The sequence below is a fragment of the Runella salmonicolor genome (genome assembly GCF_024158025.1).
In the GTDB taxonomy this organism is placed as follows: Bacteria; Bacteroidota; Bacteroidia; order Cytophagales; family Spirosomataceae; genus Runella; species Runella salmonicolor.
Window position 1 is genome coordinate 508,084 of record NZ_JAMZEL010000003.1, and the last position, 17,698, is coordinate 525,781.

A 17,698-nucleotide genomic window follows, 5' to 3' on the forward strand; every position below is an offset into this window, starting at 1 on the left:
AAGTGTAATTATAGCTGATTACTTGAATATAAAAATAAAAATTATAAATATATTGAGAAAAAAGGACTAAAATTAACATTTTAGGGTTAAAGAAGGGCGCTTCTTCGGATGAGTTTGCCGCTTAATAAACATTTACACCGTTCTTGGAATGTTTTATTATCTTCATCCTTAAAGCATTGTAATACGTCGCTTATTCTGGTATTTTCGTTCAAAATTTAAACCTTAACTATCCTCATGATTGCATTTATCATTATTGTCGTTTTGGCCCTGCTTATTGTGTTAATGACGGTCAAAGTTGTACCTCAACAAACGGCCTATGTTGTTGAACGCCTCGGCAAATTTCATGCCGTGTTGCAGCCGGGCATCAACTTCATTATTCCTTTTTTTGACCGTACGGCCTATAAGCACAGTTTGAAAGAAAAAGCTATTGATATTCCTGAGCAGATTTGTATTACTCGCGACAACGTTCAGGTACGGGTAGACGGGGTGCTTTTTTTGCAGGTAATCGACCCGCAACGTGCCTCTTACGGAATTGGAGATTATATTTTTGGGGTAACGCAATTGGCCCAAACCACGATGCGTTCGGAAATGGGTAAGATTGATTTAGATAAAACATTTGAAGAGCGGACAACGGTGAATCAGGCCGTGGTTCATGCCATTGACGAAGCGGCGATTGGCTGGGGTGTAAAAATGTTGCGGTATGAAATTAAAAACATCACCCCTCCGCAAAGCGTATTACATGCCATGGAAAAGCAAATGCAGGCTGAACGTGAACGCCGCGCATTGATTTTGCAGTCAGACGGTGAAAAAATGGCCGCCGTCAACGTAGCCGAAGGCCAAAAGCAAAAGGTGGTATTGGAGTCAGAAGCATTGAAAACGCGTCAGATTAACGAGGCAGAAGGACAGGCTGCCGCCATTATGTCGGTAGCAGATGCCACCGCCGAAAGTATCCGGGTAGTGGCCGCCGCCATTCAGGAAAAAGGCGGAATGGATGCCGTACAACTTAAAGTGGCGGAGCAAATGGTACAGCAATTCGGAAACTTGGCTAAATCGACCAATACAATGATTTTGCCAGCCAATTTTGGAGACATGGCCTCGATGATTGCGGCAGCCATGAGCGTAGTAAAACAACAGAAGTAATCAATTGGGCTAGAATGGCCCGCAGCGTATAAATTTCTATAAATCAGATGGATTCGACACAGATTTGGGTAATAGTTGGAGTCGCTATGCTGATAGCAGAGCTACTTTCGGTAACGTTTGTTTTCTTGTTTTTGAGTGTTGGGGCATTTGTGACCGCCATTTTATCATGGACAGGTCTTACGCCAACAGTCAATTCCCAGCTTTTCTGTTTTTCGGTAGTTTCGGTGCTTTCCTTGTTGGCTTTGCGAAAACCACTGCTCCAGTTTTCGCGCCGCAAAAACAAGTCGCTCGAATACTCTGAGTACGTGGGCGATAAAGCTACGGTGGTGCAAACGATTCCCTCAGATGGGGAGGGGCGGGTTTTTTACCGTGGAACAGAATGGATTGCTTTGACCCAAAAAGGGCATCCTATCGCGATGGGGTCGTCGGTTATTATTAAACAACTTGATGGCATCAAATTGATTGTTTCGGAGCCAGAAACAGCAGAATAAGGTATTTTATGGCTTAAAAATAAGAGGCGACACCAAACGGTGCCGCCTCTTTATGTGATGTTATTCGCTTACAGATTGCGTTGTTTTTAGTACTTAAACGGCTTTCCGCCTGCCAATACTTCCTGCGTTTTTTCATCAAATGTTACGCGCTGACCGGTACGGTAGGCGGCGTTGGCCATGATGGTGGCAATGGAGTGCTGATACCCTGCTTCAATCGGAGCATTTGGCTGTTTGCGGCTGCGCACGCATTCCATCCAGTTTTTGATGTGATTGAACGTCAAAGGGTCACCGCCAGTGTTGGCGTCGGTAGCTACTTTTATACCTTCGAGTTTTGTAGGCGTAATTAAGTTGGCTTTCAGTCCCATGGCGGCGGCTTCGCGCTCGCGCAAACCACCCGTTGAGCTGATTTCGTTGGTATCCAAGTTAATCATACCGCCGTTTGAGTAATACAATTCCTTGGTTTCGCCCGCAGAATTGGAGAAACGGCTGGTAAATTGTACCTGGAAGCCCGAAGTGGGGTCGTTGGCTGGGCCATAATCAAACACTACCGTGAGGGTATCTGGATTGGTACGACCATCTTTCCACTGATAAATCCCGCCGTTGGCTACGGCAGAACGCGGATGTGATAATCCGCTGAACCAGTGTACTGTATCAATTTGGTGGCTCATCCATTGGCCCGGGATACCCGACGAATACGGCCAAAACAGACGATACTCAAGGTATTTGCGGGGGTCAAAAGCCACTTTGGGGCGATTCAGTTGGTAGCGTATCCAGTCTACATCTGATTCTTTCAAATCTTTGGTTAATTCTGGTCTGCGCCAGCGGCCCGGTTGATTGACGTTCCACATCAATTCTACCATGACGATAGGGCCGAATTTGCCTGATTTGATAAATTCATCGGCGGCCCAGTAGTTTTCTCCGCTGCGGCGTTGCGACCCGATTTGCACAATTTTTCCAGAAGCTTTTACGGCCTTCAATACAGCGCGGTTGTCTTCCATGGTTTCGGCCAAGGGTTTTTCGGCGTATACATCGCAGCCTGCCTTCACGGCCTCAATGGTATGTAGGGCGTGCTGAAAGTCGGCGGTGCTCATAAAAACAGCATCCACCATTTTGGCATCGTACATTTCTTCGTTATTACGGAAAACCTTTACGTTACCTCCCAATTGCTTGTCCAAATAAGCTTTTCCTTCGTCACGACGGCGATTCCAAATATCGGAAAGCGACGTGATTTCAAAGTTCATTCCTTTAGACAATTCTTTGAAAGGGCCTACGTGTGAAGCGCGGTGACGATCAGAAAAGCCCACAACACCCACGCGCACGCGGTCGTTGGCTCCGATGATTTTAGAATAGCTTGTGGTCGACATCGCGGTCGCTGCACTCGCTAAAATAGATTTTTGTATAAATTCTCTGCGTTGCATTGTAAAAACAGGTTTTTAATATAAAGGCACTTAATTCTTTTCCATACCCCAAAACTCCGTTTTTTTTCTCAAATCGGCAACTGCCGAAAACGCACACATTGCTGATTGCCAGAATAAACCGCCTTGAGGGAATAAAAAAAGCCACCGCATCAGGTGGCTTTTTGATGGGTAATTAAATATTTATTTCAACTCCCGAATTTTAATACTGCGGTACATGACAAGGTCGCCGTGGTCTTGCAACAAAATGGGGCCTTTGGGGGCTGAACCAAATTTGTCGCCCCAAACGGCGTATTTGCTGCGCTGTACGAGGGCTTTATAAAAGTCTGAGTTGCGGTTGTATTCCACCACTTTGAATCCGTTGAGGTAATGCTCAACATGATTGTTGGGATAGACCACGATACGTCCTTGATTCCAATCCCCGATTTTTTTGACCGCGCCTCTGCGGTAGCCCGTTTTGTCGGCAGGAATGAGGTCGTAGAGCGAGCCAATGGTGCGGTTGCCACCAGCGCCCATTTTGGCGTCGGGGTGTTTGGCATCGTCCAACACCTGAAACTCCAGACCAATGGCCGAGCCCTTTTTGATGTAATCAGCAGGCACCGTCATCGGCTCTCCTGGTTGAAATTCATGGGTGTACTGGAGTAATTCATTGACGAAATATTTTACGCCCGAGTTGGCTCCTTCGGTAAGTTTGAAGTCGAAAGTAAGTTCAAAAGCGCCGAATTTTTCGGTGGTCAGGATGTCGCCGCCGTTGGTTGATTCAGCTCCGTTGCCTTTGTCTACGCTCAACACGCCATCTTTGATGCTCCAGCCCCCTTTTGGGAATTCTGTTTTGTAAGCACCACGCCACCCGTTGGTGGTTTTTCCATCCCACAACAAACGGATTCCCAAGGCTTTTTCTGGTTCAGAAACCGTGTTTGGAATCCAGTTTTCGATGCGAACGTTGCTGGCGGGAGTCGGTTGCAGATTAGTGGTTTGAATCCGCACGTTGCGCCAGCGTACCTGCTTGCCTTCATCTTCTTTGCGGTTTCCGATGGAATGAACCTGTAAACAAATGAATCCGCTCAATGTGACATCGTCGATTACGTGGCTGATTTCGACGCCGTTGACAAACGTCCGCAAGCTGGTGCCAATGGCTTCGATGCGGTATTTGTTCCACTGGTTGTTGCGCAAAAATACGCCTCTTGACTTAGGGTTTACCTCTGGAACGTACAACCATCCACGGCGCGCCTCGTCGTAGATTCCGCCCGATAAATCGCGATCGGTGGCGTCTATTTCCATTTGATAACCGTGTACGCGGCCATTGTTATAGTCGGGTTTTGACAATGACCGAAATTGAATGCCTGAGTTAAGCCCTTCATCGACGTTTACTTCGCACTCAAAAATAAAATCACCGTAGTCTTTTTCGGTGGTTAAGAAGGAGTTGGGGGTATTGGCCACGGCTGTTCCGACAATGACGCCGTCTTTCACTTCATATTTAGCTTGGCCGTTTAGCTGTTTCCAGCCTTTCAGGGTTTTGCCGTCAAAAAGCGGTGTCCAAGTCGCTTTTTGGGCCTGAACCGCATCGAAACAATGCGAAATCAGTAAAGTAATGATTGCAAAAAGTGTCTTTTTCATTTTTAAATGGATGATTAAAATCAAATTGAATAAGTAAGAAGTTGCGGTTTTCTAATGAGAAATTGAGCCGAATAAATGCAACGCCAACGCTTCATTACCCAACTATGTGAATCTATGATGATTATGTAAGATGCTGATTGTTAGTTAGTTGTATTTTTTGTTAATGTTTTGTTTTCCAGAATCTGTAAGCCCGTCATTCCCGCGGGCAGCGGAAATCTGTAAGGTGGGCGTTCGAGATAGCCCAATAACAGGTCTTTGTCGCCGTCTTGGTCATAATCTGCTTTTTCGAGGAGCATCCATTTGTCTTGCCGAGGTTTCGGGAAGGTTTTAGCGGTAAATTTCAACTCTCCTTGGTTCTCAAAATACACAAATCCTTCCTGTGGGTTGGAAGGAAAGTAAGAGATAGCCGCAATGTCAATGTCGCCGTCATTGTCAAAATCATCGGCGAGGGCTTTTGAGGCACCGTGCAAAGGGAAAAACCATTTTTCTTGAAACTGATTTTTGCCGTCGTTTAAGAAAATACGTACGCCGTGATAAGGTTTCAGAATCATGGAATAATCGGCATTGTCGCCGTTGGTGTACACAATGTCAACCCAACCGTCGCCGTTGACGTCGGCCAAATCGGCGTAGCTGGAGCCGTACACGGGTGGGAAGCGCAACAGGATTTGTTTCTCGTATTTTCCACCGCCTCGATTATAAATCACGGAAACCTGTTCGTCGCCCTGCGCCATCATAACAAAAAAGTCCAGTTTGCCATCACGGTTAAAATCATAAGGTTGAACCAATCGCGCCCCGGGAGCGGGGTCAAATTTAAACACCTGATAGGTGTGGTCTTGTTGTTGTTTAAACCAAGACAATTGACCGACATTGTTGCCGTATTCGCACATCACGATGTCTTCAAGTCCATCGCCATCTACATCCGTAAAAGACTGATTTACGGGGCGACGAAGTTTCGGGAGTATCGGAGTTAAGGCCCATGTTTTGCCATCGGCCGATTTGCGGGCTTTTTCTAGCGTACCTCGATTGTGGTCGTTGGGGTCCATGATGCCCATCAGCAATACATCCAAACTCCCGTCGGGGTAGGCGCGTAAGTCAGAGGGGGGGCTGCTCACTTTGAGGGAGTCGATGCGTTTGAATTGTTGGTCAAATACCGTTACCATTCCTCGCCGACTACCCACAAATAGCTTCTTGCTGAGGGAGTCGTACTTGAGGAGCGAAACAAAAGGCTCCACCTGCGGGGTATTGGCTTTGGGCAAAAATCGGGAGAGGGTGGGAGAAATAAGGTTTTTGCGGGAGGAATCTGGCAGTTTATCGGGCGCATTTTTGACGTAATAATTCACAATGCTTTCCCATTGTTCAGGCGTTACGATGGGGGTTTCGGGAAAAACATTGGCTTGGGTAAACGCCACAATCTCTTCGGTAGAAAAGTCCTGATAGAAGCCGATGTTTTGCTGAACGACGCCCAAACGCAGGGCCATTTTGGGCAGTACACTTTCTTTCCACGTTTTTTTGTCGAGCAAATCGGGCGTTGGCATGAGGTGACAGCCTCCACAGTAACTCTGGGCTAATTTTTGCTCCTCCGATTCTTGGGAGGTATTACAGGCAATGAGAATTGATAATACTAAACCAATAGCAATAATTTTCGTCATGGAATTGTTTACTTTGCAATTAAAACGCAGTGCCAGTGAAAAACTACGCAATGAAATCCAAAACTCCCCTTTTTTGGCGTATTCAGCAATTATTTTTTTGCTTTACCTTACTCAGTTACACGCTTACCTATTTTGCCATTACGGGGCACTGGCTCGCGGGCTTCATTATGATGAGCCTTCCTTTGCTGCTGATTATTCATATTTTGCTGGTTGGTTTTTGGCTGGTGTTTAATTCCAAAAGAGTATGGCTTTCGGGATTGGCCTTGTTGTTAAGTTTTCCTTTTTGGGCAAGAACGTACGGACTAGGGCCAGCAGAAGAAGAAACGGTCTCTTCTAAAAATGAGATTAAGGTACTGAGTTATAACGTTATGTCGTTTGACGCATACAGTTATTTAGTTGATAAAAATTCCGAAAATACCAACAAGCTGATTGAATGGGCGAAGAAAGAAGATGCCGATGTCAAATGCTTTCAAGAGTTTTTGAATCACCGAGACCGGAAGGATTTGCAAACAGTTGCCCAATTTAAAAAGGAGGGCTATCCTTATCACGTGTCTATGCAATCTATACAGGACCAAGGCAAAGATTACTCAAACGGGCTGGCGATTTTCTCAAAATACCCGATTATTAAACAGGAGAAAATAGAATTTAGTAACCAAAACGGCATCATTTATGCCGATATAAAAATCAAAGGCGATACGATTCGGTTTATCAGTGTGCATTTACGCTCCATGATTGTGCGTGTGGGAGGGCTTAAATTGGCGGTCAAAGAAAAGAATCTTGGACTGGGACGCTATGAATTGGCGAGTACCTTCAGAAAATTAAAAGGCGGTTTTGTGCATCACGCAGAGGAGTCTAAAATTCTGACGGATTGGATTGAGAAAAGTCCGCACGCCGTGGTGGTATGCGGTGATTTTAACGAAATTCCGTACAGTTATGCCTACGGGCAGGTTCGTAAACGTTTATCGAATGCTTTTGAAGAAGCGGGTTCAGGGTTTGGATTTACGTACCGGAAGGCTCCCGGATTTATTCGAATCGACAACCAGTTTTATGATAACAAAAAGCTTGAAGTGATTGATTTTCAGACCAGAAAAGACGTAAAATATTCAGACCATTATCCGATTATTGGCCGTTATAAGCTATTATAATACCCAAATATCTGGCACGAGGCTGGGCTGTGATTAGTAGCCTATTGCATTTTTTTAAAACCTGACGCTAGTCAGTTTTGTTACTGACCCACCTCATACTCAAAGCTTAAAATAAAGCAGAATTTAGGACCATTCATTTAACCACGCGCGAATCATGGCACGAAACACTAAATTTGATTTACATCGCTTTCATTTTGAGCATAGACTCTGGCTCAATGAGGTCAATTTTGTGGACCAAGAGGTTGATTTTTTTGGACATTTGGTGCACGAGATGCGGGCCTTTTTGCCCGTAGAGGAGATGGAGTCTAATTTTGCCGAAACCCTTACCCATTTTGAGCGTGAGTTCGACCATTTCAAACGCACCGTCAACAGCATACAGGCTGATATTCGTGATCAGGAGGGGATTATTGCAAACATTATTAAGGAAGAAACCACCCAATTTAACGACGAGGTCCGCGAGAGCCAGGCCTATTTACGGGAGAAAATGTCTTTTTTTCACGACAATTACCGAAAGTTAAAAACCGAATTTAAACTTTTTATGGGCAAAGATTTGGAAAAACATATCCATGTTCCCGCCCAACCACAAGGAAAGGATAGGTAACATCCCTTGATTTTTATTCTTCCTGTGCGTAAGTTGTTGCCAGAAACCCTTTTTCTGATGCGACAACTTATTTTTTTATGCTTCATGCTGCTCCCCTGCGTGTGTATTGCCCAAAAACGCCCATCTTTTTCTTCTCTTGAGACCTATCTTGCGCAACTTTCACCCACTACGATTGTCAACCTTCAGATAGAATCGCTAAAGGGTGAAATCTTTTTCAGCAAAGGGCCTACGGAGCCGGTGCCATCGGCGAGTATCATCAAAATTCCGATTTTGGTTGAGCTGATGGAACAGGTGAAAATGGGTAAAATCAACCTTGACGAGACCTATACTTTGGTGAATGCCGATAGAACGGGTGGCTCGGGCGTGATGGCCTCGTACCCCGATGGTCAACAGATGTCGCTCAAAGAGGTGGCCCGCTTGATGATGATTGCGAGCGACAATACGGCCACCAATATTTTTATCAGAAAACTGGGGCGGGAAAAAATCAACGACCGTATGAAACTCCTCGGTTTGGCGAGCCTCCAGTTGAATAGGGTGATGATGGACACGGCGGCCGTAGCGCGGGGGATTGATAATTATGTCACCGCCCGTGACATCAATGCATTATTGCGTCTTATTTATAGTCACAAAGTAGCAACGCCAGCTTTATGTGAGCAAATGATGGAGTTTTTGTTTGAAAATCGGGACACAGTTACGTTGCCGAGGCTCATTCCCAAAACCATCAAAATAGCGCACAAAACGGGCGGACTGACGTACGTACGCGGCGATGCGGGCATTGTGTTTGCGGCCACACCCTTTGTGATTTCAGTTTTTGTGAGAGGAACCTCTGAAAAAGACGCCGAAAAGATGATTGGTGAAATCGGTGAAATTTGTTTTAATATTTTCAACAAGAAAAACTAAACCCTAATGAATACTCTTTTGAATTGGCTTGCGCTCATTCCGTGGTGGATATGCTTTCCCATCATTTTGGCCATTGTTGCTATTTGGGACATTACCCAAAAAAAGCACACCGTTTTGCACAACTTTCCAGTCATTGGGCACCTGCGGTATTGGCTAGAAACGATTGGACCGGAGTTTCGGCAATATATTGTGGCCAACAACCGCGAGGAATTGCCGTTCAATCGCCGGCAGCGATCGTGGATTTATGCTTCGTCGAAACGGGAAAATAATTTTCAGGGTTTCGGGACTGACCAGGATGTCAACAGCGCGGGTTTTATCTTTATCAAACCCGCTTTGGTAACCAAACGATTGGCCAAAGACCATCCTTACCGCGAAAATCCGTACGTTTTGCCAGCGCCCAAAGTGATTGGGTTGAGCCATAATCGCCGCAAACCCTACCGTCCGAAGCAGGTCATTAATATTTCAGGAATGAGTTTTGGGTCGTTATCGGCATCGGCGATTACCGCCCTCAACGAAGGGGCGGCGAAGTTTGGCTGTTACCACAATACAGGAGAAGGAGGGTTCTCGCCGTACCACGATAAAGGCGCCGACGTAGTGCTCAACATCGGCACAGCGTATTTCGGTATTCGTGACGACGACGGGAATTTTATCATGGAAAAATTGGTCCGACTGACGCAGAAAAACCCAGCCATTCGGATGCTTGAATTGAAACTCTCGCAAGGAGCAAAACCTGGTAAAGGAGGGGTATTGCCAGCGGCCAAAATCACGAAAGAGATTGCGGAAATCCGCCACGTACCTATCGGGAAAGACGTCATCTCTCCCGCAGCGCATAGCGCTTTTTCGACCCTACCCGAAATGTTGGATTTGATTGAAGCCATGGCCGAGGCTACGGGGCTACCCGTAGGTATCAAAGCAGCCGTGGGAAAACTGGACATGTGGGAGCAACTAGCGGAGCTAATGGTGAAAACGGGCCGTGGGCCCGACTTTATTACTATCGACGGTGGGGAAGGAGGAACGGGTGCTGCCCCTCCGTCGTTTGCCGACCATGTGTCTTTGCCGTGGGTGTATGGGTTTTCGAGTGTATATAAAATCTTTAAAAAACACGGACTCACCGACCGAATAACGTTCATTGGGTCGGGGAAACTAGGTCTCCCCGCGCAAGCGATTATGGCGTTTGCGATGGGCGCCGATATTATCAACGTTGCCCGTGAAGCCATGATGTCGATTGGGTGTATTCAGGCACAGATATGCCATACCAACCGCTGTCCTGCGGGAGTAGCTACCCAAAATAAATGGTTGCAGGCAGGCCTCGATCCAGCGCTTAAAAGTGAACGTTTTTACCATTACGGAAAAACATTGACCAAAGAGATTCTCGAAATAGCGATTGCGTGTGGTTACGAACATCCCTGTCAGTTTACGATGGAAGATGTAGACGTAGCCATGGGCGACAATAACCATACCCGCTCACTCAGAGTGGTTTATGACTACGAAAAAGCCCCCGTACCTTACGACGGCATTGATGCACTGATCAATTGCCAATACTTGGGCGGTGGCCTTAAAAAAGAACATTAACATTCATTCATGGACCAACGTCTTTATCAATTAGGATTACACTTGACCCCCGGATTGGGCGGGGTATTGATTCGTTATTTGATTGCTCACTTTGGAGATGCCCAAAAGGTATTTGAAGCTAACTATAAAACGTTGATTCGCGTTACGGGCGTTGGAGAGGCAATTGCCCGGACTGTTCTGCAAAAAGAAGGTTTGAGAGCAGCTGAAGTAGAACTTCTGAAATTGGAGAAGTTAAACGCTAATATGGTTTTTTATACGGATGACCACTTCCCGCAGCGGCTCAAATCCCTTTATGATGCCCCCGTTTTGCTGTATACCAAAGGCAACATTGATTTCAACAAGGGCCGTTATGTGTCTTTGGTTGGCACCCGAAAAGCGACCGATTACGGCCGAAATATCACCGAGCAGATTGTAGAAGGGCTTGTTAACCACGACGTAACGATTGTCAGTGGATTGGCGTATGGCATTGATATTGCGGCGCACCGAGCCAGCGTAAGGAGTCAAATGCCGACGATTGGTGTGATGGCTACGGGGGTGGATGTGATTTATCCCGAAGGGCATACCAAAACGGCGAGAGAGATGGAGCCTAACGGTGGAATTGTGACGGAATACTGTTTGGGAACCAAGCCCGATTCGATGCGTTTCCCCGCCCGAAATCGTATCATCGCTGGGCTTTCTGATGCGGTCATTGTGGTGGAATCGGCTAAGAAGGGTGGGGGATTGCTTACCGCCGAGTTTGCCAATAATTACAACCGGGATGTATTTGCCGTGCCCGGCAATTTGTCGAACCCCTATTCGGTTGGCCCCAATAATCTAATCAGCGCTAATAAAGCCCAGATTTTTACGGGCGTAGAAAATTTACTGGAATCATTAAGTTGGCTCACTACCAAAGCATCCGTAAAGGCCACGTTGCCCGACCATTTTACCCAGGAGGAAAGCCAAATTGTGGCGTTATTGCGTCAAAGAGGCGAAATGCACATTGATAATCTCACCTGGGAAAGTCAGGTCTCGACGGGAAAATTGGCCACGCTGTTGCTCAATCTTGAATTGCAGGGCTACATTCGTTCGCTGCCTGGTAAACGCTATGCGCTGGGGTAGATTATTAGGAGTGAGGAGCGAGTAGGTAGGAATGAGTAGGCAGGAGACAGAAGTGAGGAGTAGCGGTTTTGTTATTCTCACTCCTCACTTCTGTCGTCTCACTTCTTATTTTCCAATTACTTTCAACAACATTCCCTTCTGGATTGGGCTGTCGGCTTTCATACTATTGACCACGCCCAATTCTTCGATTCGGTTGGCTGGCATTCCCAGCGCCGTCATGATTTCCTTAAATGTACCGTTGCGCGGGGCATTTTTTACAAATATGCGTTCGGGCTTGCGATTCAGTTTGTCGGGGTCGTTCAATAAACGAAAATTTTCGGCCGTATTTCGAAACGTAGGGTACAAGTTACCAAAAACATCGGCGGTGGTTACTCCGTGAATGGCGTAAATCAAACCGTTGTATTGAATGAGCCACGTGGCCAGCTGAACCGTGTTGGCGGGCGTTTGGGGTTGTTGTTGTTGAGTTTGTCCTTGTTGCTGCTGCTGAGGTTGTTGCTGCGAAATCATGACGATGGCTTGGTTGCCGTGAATGGTCTTACGAGCAGATTCCAACACTTTTAAATTGTACTGCCTGACCATATTTTGAGCGGCCGAATCCAGCGTGCCGCCCTGTGCTACATTGAGCAACATCTCTGCTTTACCATCTTTGGGCGCCATCACAAATTGAACAGGGGAGTTTTGGGTTTGCCAACCGCTCGGAATAGGAAATTGAAAGCGAAGCTCTGGATGATAAAAAACGCTATTTTCAACAAAGCCCTGTTTGGGGTCTTCACCGTACACAATACCATTAATCATTTGTAAATAACTTTCACGATTTACGGCGTAATTACCGACATTCTTGGCTTGCCAATCTTTGGCCATTGCGTGAACATTGTTGAAACGGTCGCCTGGATCAGGGTGCGTCGACATTATGTTGGGAATAGATTGGCCTGCGTTGTCCGAAATACGTTTAATAGTGCCGAAGAAATTAGCCATTTGGTGTGCATCATAGCCTACTTTGCTCGAATATTCCACCCCAATTTTATCAGATTCGGATTCGTGGGCACGGCTGTAGCTGAGCATCAGCATTTGTAGACCCTGCATGGCTTGTTCACCAAATTGGGCTAGTTTGGGCGAAATGACCATACCCGCAATCAATCCCACAGTGCCTAAAATTTGGCTGGTCTGTTGCCGGGCTGAGTGTCTCGCCGTAACGTGGCCGATTTCATGACCTAAAACCCCCGCAAATTCGGCTTCATTGTTGAAGTGCGCCATGATGCCTCGGGTAAAATACACATAGCCTCCAGGCACGGCAAAAGCATTGACCACTGGAGAGTCAATGATGTTGAACTGGTAAGGAAGCTCAGGACGGTGCGAAATTTTAGCCATCGCCATCCCTTTTTCAGAGATAAAACTTTGCAATCTTTTATCTTCATATAAACCCATGGAAGCAACAATGGAAGGGTGAGATTGTTGGCCCAAAGCAATTTCCTGATCGGCCGACATCAGGATGATTTCCCTTTTGCCTGTCACGGGATTGCGCGAACAAGATTGCAATACAACTAAACCCATCACAAAGGGTATCCAATTAAAACGAAAGAGTGTTCTCATAATAAGCAGTGGTAAAATCAACAACGATTTATTTTCTGATGGACGAAGTAGGCGCAAGAACGTCACTTTTGGTTGCAAGTTTAAAAAATGTTTTATCGCTAACAATAGGGATATGGGTTAGCCATGAAAATCTTCTATTTTTGAAAAATTGAATACATTTCCTCAAAGATAGGACATCCTGGCTTAAAAACACTAACTGATATGGTTCCACTTATTACGCTCAATAACGGCATTACAATGCCACAATTTGGATTGGGTATTTATGACCCGCAACCCGACCAAGACATCAAACAGGCGGTGTTATTGGCTTTTGAATTGGGCTACCGACTGGTAGATACGGCCACGGCCTACAAAAATGAGCGTGAAGTGGGCCAAGCCATACGAGACAGTGGACTAGCCCGCGAAGAAATATTTGTCACCACCAAAGTCAGGAACGAAGACCAAGGCTACGCATCAACGTTGCGAGCTTTTGAAGAAAGCCTTCGGCAGCTAAACACGGATTATGTGGATTTGTATTTGATTCATTGGCCCGTAAAAGAGCACCGTATCCAAACTTGGAAAGCGTTGGAGCAAATTTATGCGGAGAGAAAAGCCCGGGCCATCGGTGTTTCCAATTATTACATCTCTCATTTTGAGGAACTATGGCCAGAGGCAGAAATCATTCCTGCCGTCAATCAGTTTGAATTGAGCCCTTATTGCTATTTGCCCGAACAAATACAATACTGTCGTCAACGGGGTATTCAGGTAGAAGGCTATGCGCCGTTGGTCAGGGGAATGAAAGCAAACGATGCTAGGCTTGTCCAAATCGCTGAAAAATACGGTAAAAGTACGTTTCAGGTATTGATACGCTGGTCGTTGCAGCAGGGGGCTATTACAATACCAAAATCGGTGAGCAAGAATCGGTTAGCGGCAAATATAGATGTGTTTGACTTTCAACTTTCTGCCGAAGATATGGCCGAAATGAATACTTGGCACGACAATACACGCGTTGCCGACGACCCGATGGATTATTGATTTTCCAACGTCGGCGAGGTAACGTCGGCGAGGTTCCAAACCTCGCCGACGTTCAAGGTTATGCCAAACCTCAGCGACGTTCACGCGACGTTAAGAAAAGCACTTTTTAATTCCAGTAGTCACTCTTCCCAATTCCTCTTGGGTGAGGTTGGAACCCGAAGGAAGGCAAAGTCCATTTTCGAATAATCGCTCTGAAATACTTTTTCCATAATAGGGCGCGTCTTGAAAAATGGGCTGTAAATGCATCGGTTTCCACAACGGACGCGCCTCAATGTTTTCGGAAGCCAACGCCAACCGAATATTCTCGCGGGTGATGCCGCCCGTCAGTTTGGGGTTAACAACCATGCAGCTCAGCCAACGATTGGAAAAACTACCTTCGGCTTCGGGCTGAAATGTGATACCTTCAATACTGGATAATTCTCGTTCATAAAACGCAAAATTGGTACGGCGTTGGGCCACGCGCTCGTCAATCACTTCCATTTGACCGCGCCCGATGCCTGCGCAGATATTGCTCAGACGGTAGTTATAACCAATTTCTGAATGTTGGTAATGCGGCGCATTGTCGCGGGCTTGGGTAGCTAGAAAACGGGCTTTTTGAATAAAGGCTTCATTGTCAGAAAGTAATGCCCCGCCACCCGACGTGGTGATGATTTTATTGCCGTTGAAAGAAAGGACATTCAGCAATCCAAAACTGCCCATTTTCTTGCCTTGATACGACGCGCCCAAGGCCTCGGCGGCATCTTCAATGAGCGGAATGTCGTGCAATTGGCAGATTTCCTGAATTTCACGCATTTGGGCGGGCATTCCGTAGAGGTGCACCGCAATGACCGCCTTCACGTTTTTTCCTTTTGCTTTTTCGCTTTTGATGGCCGTTTCGAGGGCGTCAGGGCTTATATTCCACGTATCCAATTCCGAATCAACAAAAACGGGCGTGGCTCCCTGATACACAATGGGATTGGCCGAAGCGGCAAAGGTAAATGATTGACACAGAACCACATCTCCCCGTCCGACACCCAGTAGGATGAGTGCCAAATGCAGGGCGGCCGTGCCTGAAGAAAGAGCCGCGGCATGACCCGCCCCCACGTAAGTACACAAATCTCGTTCAAACCCATCGACATTGGGGCCCAGTGGTGCAATCCAATTGGCGGCAAAAGCCTCCTGTACATATTTTTGTTCGTGGCCGCTCAAATGCGGCGATGAAAGCCAAATTTTATTCATTGTTCTTTGGAAAACTTCCCGAAAGTTCTACATCTTTCGGGAAGTTCCCAAAAAAATCCACCAACCAATGCACGCACTCACAAACTGTACTATTTATACTGGTGAAGAGGTTTTGGCCAATTACGCCGTTTTGATTGAAAATGAAACCATTGTGGGCGTTGTTCTACAAGAAGATATTCCAAAGGATGTTTTATGCTTTGATTTACAAGGGTTTGACCTCCTTCCGGGCTTGGTTGACTTGCAACTTTATGGGGGAAAAAACGGCTTTTTCGTACGCGATTTATCGGAGGAATCGCTCACGGATATGGTCCAAACGCACCGTCAGGATGGCACAGTTGGCTTGGTTCCTACGCTTTATTCTACCTCGCACGAAAGGATTTTAAAAGCAATCGAAGTAACCAAATCCTACATTGCAGCGGGTAAAACGGGCGTATTGGGGCTGCATATCGAAGGGCCGTTTATTAACTTTACCAAACGCGGTGCTCACAGTGCCCATGCCGTACGCGTACCAACCAAAGCAGAAATTGCCGAAATTATTGCCAGCTGTGAAGGGTTGCGCACAATCATGACGATTGCGCCCGAAATCTGGCCCGAAGAATTATTGCAACTTTTACAAGAAAGTGACATTATATTGTCATTGGGGCACACCAATGCCACGTACGAACAAGCCAAAGGGTATTTTAATAGTGGGATTCAGTTGGCAACGCACCTATACAACGCCATGCGCCCCTTTGAAAGCCGCGAACCGGGCGTGGTAACGGCCATTTGGGATACGCCTACGGTCAATGCCAGCATCATTGTCGATGGTTATCATTGCGACTATGCCACGGTGCGGATTGCCAAACAGCTCATGCGGGAGCGCCTTTTTCTGATTTCAGATGCTACTTTGGCCAAAATTGAACCGATCCGTTTTGAGTTTGAAGACTTTATTGCCAACTATGATGGGCACCGTTTACTCAACGATGAAGGTAAGCTTGCAGGCTCAGCCATTACGCTTCTCGACGCGGTGCGCAACTGCATTCACCACGCAGGAATCCCCAAAGACGAAGCCTTCAGAATGGCCACTATGTATCCCGCCCAACACTTGGGCCTTGGCGACAAATTCGGTCGAATCAAAGCAGGGTATTCCGCCGATTTGGTGGTGTTGGATAATACTCAAATGCCCCAAAGCCTCGGAACGGACAGCCGTAGTGGAGGAGCAACCATTGTAGGATAAAGAATTGTAAACATCCAAAAAGCCTCGACGGAGGCGCAACCTTTATAGAATGGAAGTTAAGTTTCAGATACGGTTGGAGAAACCAAACGCAGGAGTTGATTTTGGCATTCAGCAAGGAAGTGGGTCAAATTATGTAACCCTCCAAAAACAACGTTCAACGGGAGAAGACCTTGTTTTTGACTTTATGCTGAACCTAAAATCACAGACGGGTGAGTTCCCTATTTTTGTAGGGGCCGTGGCGCAAGGGTCGCCGCAGGAGCGATTTATATACATTGACATTGGCACTGCCGCTGGGCAAATGGGCAGCATTTGGAGCCGTCGGTTGAAAGTTCCCTTGAAGAGCATCACGTGGGAGATACTTCGGCAAGTCCAAACCGACGCACAGGCGGTGCTAGAAATCACTGTGCCAGGAATCGGTAAAGACGGTGGACCCACTTGCGGTAGTGTAAAAGGAGGCGAAGGCTGGAAGATAAAAGCCTGAAAATGATTGAGGGAGTTAACAGGGGAGAAAAATGTTACATTTGTTAACCTTTACTGCTCAATGTTGACGTATCAATGGCTACCAAAACCCTTCTCCTGAACCATTCATTTACTGGCGATTTGGCTCGCGTCTACGATTCTATCCTGGATTTTAGGAATTTTGGCCAACTTCATCCGTACATGGTCAATGTCCATGAACTAAAAAAAACGGATAAGAATGGCATGGCATACAAAGTGAATGAAGAAGTGCTCTTGTTGGGCTTTCTGAAAATGCGCCCCGAATACAATGTAGAAGTTCTGGAAATAGAGAAAGATAAACACGTGCGATACGTCAGTAATGTCAAAGGAGGGATTGTGTTGGTGATTGATTTTAACTTTGTGTACGATAAAAATACCAATCAGGTTGAACTTGCAGAACACATAGTAGTCAAAGGAAATCGCTGGCTGATTGCTTATTTTATCTCGGTATTAAAAAAAGCGCACCTACAATTGTTTGACAATCTGGCGAGGAGTCTTTTGACAAAACACTGATTTTGCCGCAAAGTATATATT

The 17,698-nt window shown here is 46.3% G+C and carries 16 protein-coding genes; 11 read left to right on the plus strand and 5 right to left on the minus strand.

Annotated elements, in window-relative coordinates:
* Positions 1–234 precede the first annotated feature (234 nt).
* Together NCI00_RS11400 and NCI00_RS11405 are read left to right on the plus strand one after the other, a co-directional pair.
* Positions 235–1,140 (plus strand): SPFH domain-containing protein, encoded by a 906-nt coding sequence (locus tag NCI00_RS11400; protein WP_166560447.1) that lies wholly within the window; start codon positions 235–237, stop codon positions 1,138–1,140.
* Between the two features lie 47 nt (positions 1,141–1,187).
* Positions 1,188–1,631 (plus strand): NfeD family protein, encoded by a 444-nt coding sequence (locus NCI00_RS11405; protein WP_166560446.1) that lies wholly within the window; start codon positions 1,188–1,190, stop codon positions 1,629–1,631.
* 86 nt (positions 1,632–1,717) lie between these two features.
* Here NCI00_RS11405 and NCI00_RS11410 read toward each other — a convergent pair whose 3' ends face one another.
* The 3 genes from NCI00_RS11410 to NCI00_RS11420 form a co-directional block, all read right to left on the minus strand.
* Positions 1,718–3,049, minus strand: a complete 1,332-nt coding sequence (locus NCI00_RS11410; protein ID WP_253527559.1) for a Gfo/Idh/MocA family protein — start codon at positions 3,047–3,049, stop codon at positions 1,718–1,720.
* A gap of 180 nt (positions 3,050–3,229) precedes the next feature.
* Positions 3,230–4,663, minus strand: coding sequence for a 3-keto-disaccharide hydrolase (locus NCI00_RS11415; protein ID WP_166560444.1), 1,434 nt, complete (start codon positions 4,661–4,663; stop codon positions 3,230–3,232).
* Positions 4,664–4,803: 140 nt separating this feature from the next.
* Positions 4,804–6,312 carry an FG-GAP repeat domain-containing protein gene (locus NCI00_RS11420; protein ID WP_253527561.1) on the minus strand — a complete coding sequence of 503 codons (1,509 nt, stop codon included), beginning with the start codon at positions 6,310–6,312 and terminating at the stop codon, positions 4,804–4,806.
* A 35-nt stretch (positions 6,313–6,347) separates the two neighbouring features.
* Between NCI00_RS11420 and NCI00_RS11425 the strand changes: the two genes are divergently transcribed.
* The 5 genes from NCI00_RS11425 to dprA all read left to right on the plus strand — a co-directional run bounded on the left by NCI00_RS11425 (position 6,348) and on the right by dprA (position 11,628).
* Complete coding sequence (locus tag NCI00_RS11425; protein WP_253527563.1) at positions 6,348–7,457, plus strand: endonuclease/exonuclease/phosphatase family protein; 1,110 nt, start codon at positions 6,348–6,350, stop codon at positions 7,455–7,457.
* 154 nt (positions 7,458–7,611) lie between these two features.
* Positions 7,612–8,058 carry a hypothetical protein gene (locus NCI00_RS11430; RefSeq protein WP_253527566.1) on the plus strand — a complete coding sequence of 149 codons (447 nt, stop codon included), beginning with the start codon at positions 7,612–7,614 and terminating at the stop codon, positions 8,056–8,058.
* Between the two features lie 57 nt (positions 8,059–8,115).
* Positions 8,116–8,958 (plus strand): serine hydrolase, encoded by an 843-nt coding sequence (locus tag NCI00_RS11435; RefSeq protein WP_253527568.1) that lies wholly within the window; start codon positions 8,116–8,118, stop codon positions 8,956–8,958.
* Between the two features lie 6 nt (positions 8,959–8,964).
* Positions 8,965–10,530 carry an FMN-binding glutamate synthase family protein gene (locus NCI00_RS11440; RefSeq protein ID WP_253527570.1) on the plus strand — a complete coding sequence of 522 codons (1,566 nt, stop codon included), beginning with the start codon at positions 8,965–8,967 and terminating at the stop codon, positions 10,528–10,530.
* A gap of 9 nt (positions 10,531–10,539) precedes the next feature.
* Positions 10,540–11,628 (plus strand): DNA-processing protein DprA, encoded by a 1,089-nt coding sequence (gene dprA / locus NCI00_RS11445; RefSeq protein WP_253527573.1) that lies wholly within the window; start codon positions 10,540–10,542, stop codon positions 11,626–11,628.
* 105 nt (positions 11,629–11,733) lie between these two features.
* Here dprA and NCI00_RS11450 read toward each other — a convergent pair whose 3' ends face one another.
* The gene (locus tag NCI00_RS11450) at positions 11,734–13,218 is read right to left on the minus strand and encodes a M48 family metalloprotease (RefSeq protein WP_253527576.1); all 1,485 of its coding nucleotides are present in this window, start codon (positions 13,216–13,218) and stop codon (positions 11,734–11,736) included.
* Positions 13,219–13,419: 201 nt separating this feature from the next.
* On the opposite strand from NCI00_RS11450, the gene NCI00_RS11455 reads away from it, so the two are divergent.
* Complete coding sequence (locus NCI00_RS11455) at positions 13,420–14,232, plus strand: aldo/keto reductase (protein WP_253527579.1); 813 nt, start codon at positions 13,420–13,422, stop codon at positions 14,230–14,232.
* Between the two features lie 90 nt (positions 14,233–14,322).
* Here NCI00_RS11455 and NCI00_RS11460 read toward each other — a convergent pair whose 3' ends face one another.
* Complete coding sequence (locus NCI00_RS11460; protein ID WP_253527581.1) at positions 14,323–15,450, minus strand: DegT/DnrJ/EryC1/StrS family aminotransferase; 1,128 nt, start codon at positions 15,448–15,450, stop codon at positions 14,323–14,325.
* Positions 15,451–15,517: 67 nt separating this feature from the next.
* On the opposite strand from NCI00_RS11460, the gene nagA reads away from it, so the two are divergent.
* The 3 genes from nagA to NCI00_RS11475 all read left to right on the plus strand — a co-directional run bounded on the left by nagA (position 15,518) and on the right by NCI00_RS11475 (position 17,677).
* Positions 15,518–16,666, plus strand: a complete 1,149-nt coding sequence (gene nagA / locus NCI00_RS11465) for an N-acetylglucosamine-6-phosphate deacetylase (protein WP_253527583.1) — start codon at positions 15,518–15,520, stop codon at positions 16,664–16,666.
* A gap of 49 nt (positions 16,667–16,715) precedes the next feature.
* Entirely contained in the window at positions 16,716–17,147 is a 432-nt protein-coding gene (locus NCI00_RS11470) for a DUF5990 family protein (RefSeq protein WP_253527585.1), read from the plus strand.
* Positions 17,148–17,221: 74 nt separating this feature from the next.
* A complete protein-coding gene (locus NCI00_RS11475) occupies positions 17,222–17,677 on the plus strand; it encodes a hypothetical protein (protein ID WP_253527587.1) in 456 nt (151 codons plus the stop codon).
* Positions 17,678–17,698: the final 21 nt, after the last annotated feature.

Bases quoted from the DNA above. Each gene is read 5' to 3' on its own strand.
- NCI00_RS11400 (WP_166560447.1), top strand. From the start codon at position 235: ATGATTGCATTTATCATTATTGTCGTTTTGGCCCTGCTTATTGTGTTA.
- NCI00_RS11405 (WP_166560446.1), top strand. From the start codon at position 1,188: ATGGATTCGACACAGATTTGGGTAATAGTTGGAGTCGCTATGCTGATA.
- NCI00_RS11410 (WP_253527559.1), bottom strand. From the start codon at position 3,049: ATGCAACGCAGAGAATTTATACAAAAATCTATTTTAGCGAGTGCAGCG.
- NCI00_RS11415 (WP_166560444.1), bottom strand. From the start codon at position 4,663: ATGAAAAAGACACTTTTTGCAATCATTACTTTACTGATTTCGCATTGT.
- NCI00_RS11420 (WP_253527561.1), bottom strand. From the start codon at position 6,312: ATGACGAAAATTATTGCTATTGGTTTAGTATTATCAATTCTCATTGCC.
- NCI00_RS11430 (WP_253527566.1), top strand. From the start codon at position 7,612: ATGGCACGAAACACTAAATTTGATTTACATCGCTTTCATTTTGAGCAT.
- NCI00_RS11435 (WP_253527568.1), top strand. From the start codon at position 8,116: ATGCGACAACTTATTTTTTTATGCTTCATGCTGCTCCCCTGCGTGTGT.
- NCI00_RS11440 (WP_253527570.1), top strand. From the start codon at position 8,965: ATGAATACTCTTTTGAATTGGCTTGCGCTCATTCCGTGGTGGATATGC.
- dprA (WP_253527573.1), top strand. From the start codon at position 10,540: ATGGACCAACGTCTTTATCAATTAGGATTACACTTGACCCCCGGATTG.
- NCI00_RS11450 (WP_253527576.1), bottom strand. From the start codon at position 13,218: ATGAGAACACTCTTTCGTTTTAATTGGATACCCTTTGTGATGGGTTTA.
- NCI00_RS11455 (WP_253527579.1), top strand. From the start codon at position 13,420: ATGGTTCCACTTATTACGCTCAATAACGGCATTACAATGCCACAATTT.
- NCI00_RS11460 (WP_253527581.1), bottom strand. From the start codon at position 15,450: ATGAATAAAATTTGGCTTTCATCGCCGCATTTGAGCGGCCACGAACAA.
- nagA (WP_253527583.1), top strand. From the start codon at position 15,518: ATGCACGCACTCACAAACTGTACTATTTATACTGGTGAAGAGGTTTTG.
- NCI00_RS11470 (WP_253527585.1), top strand. From the start codon at position 16,716: ATGGAAGTTAAGTTTCAGATACGGTTGGAGAAACCAAACGCAGGAGTT.
- NCI00_RS11475 (WP_253527587.1), top strand. From the start codon at position 17,222: ATGGCTACCAAAACCCTTCTCCTGAACCATTCATTTACTGGCGATTTG.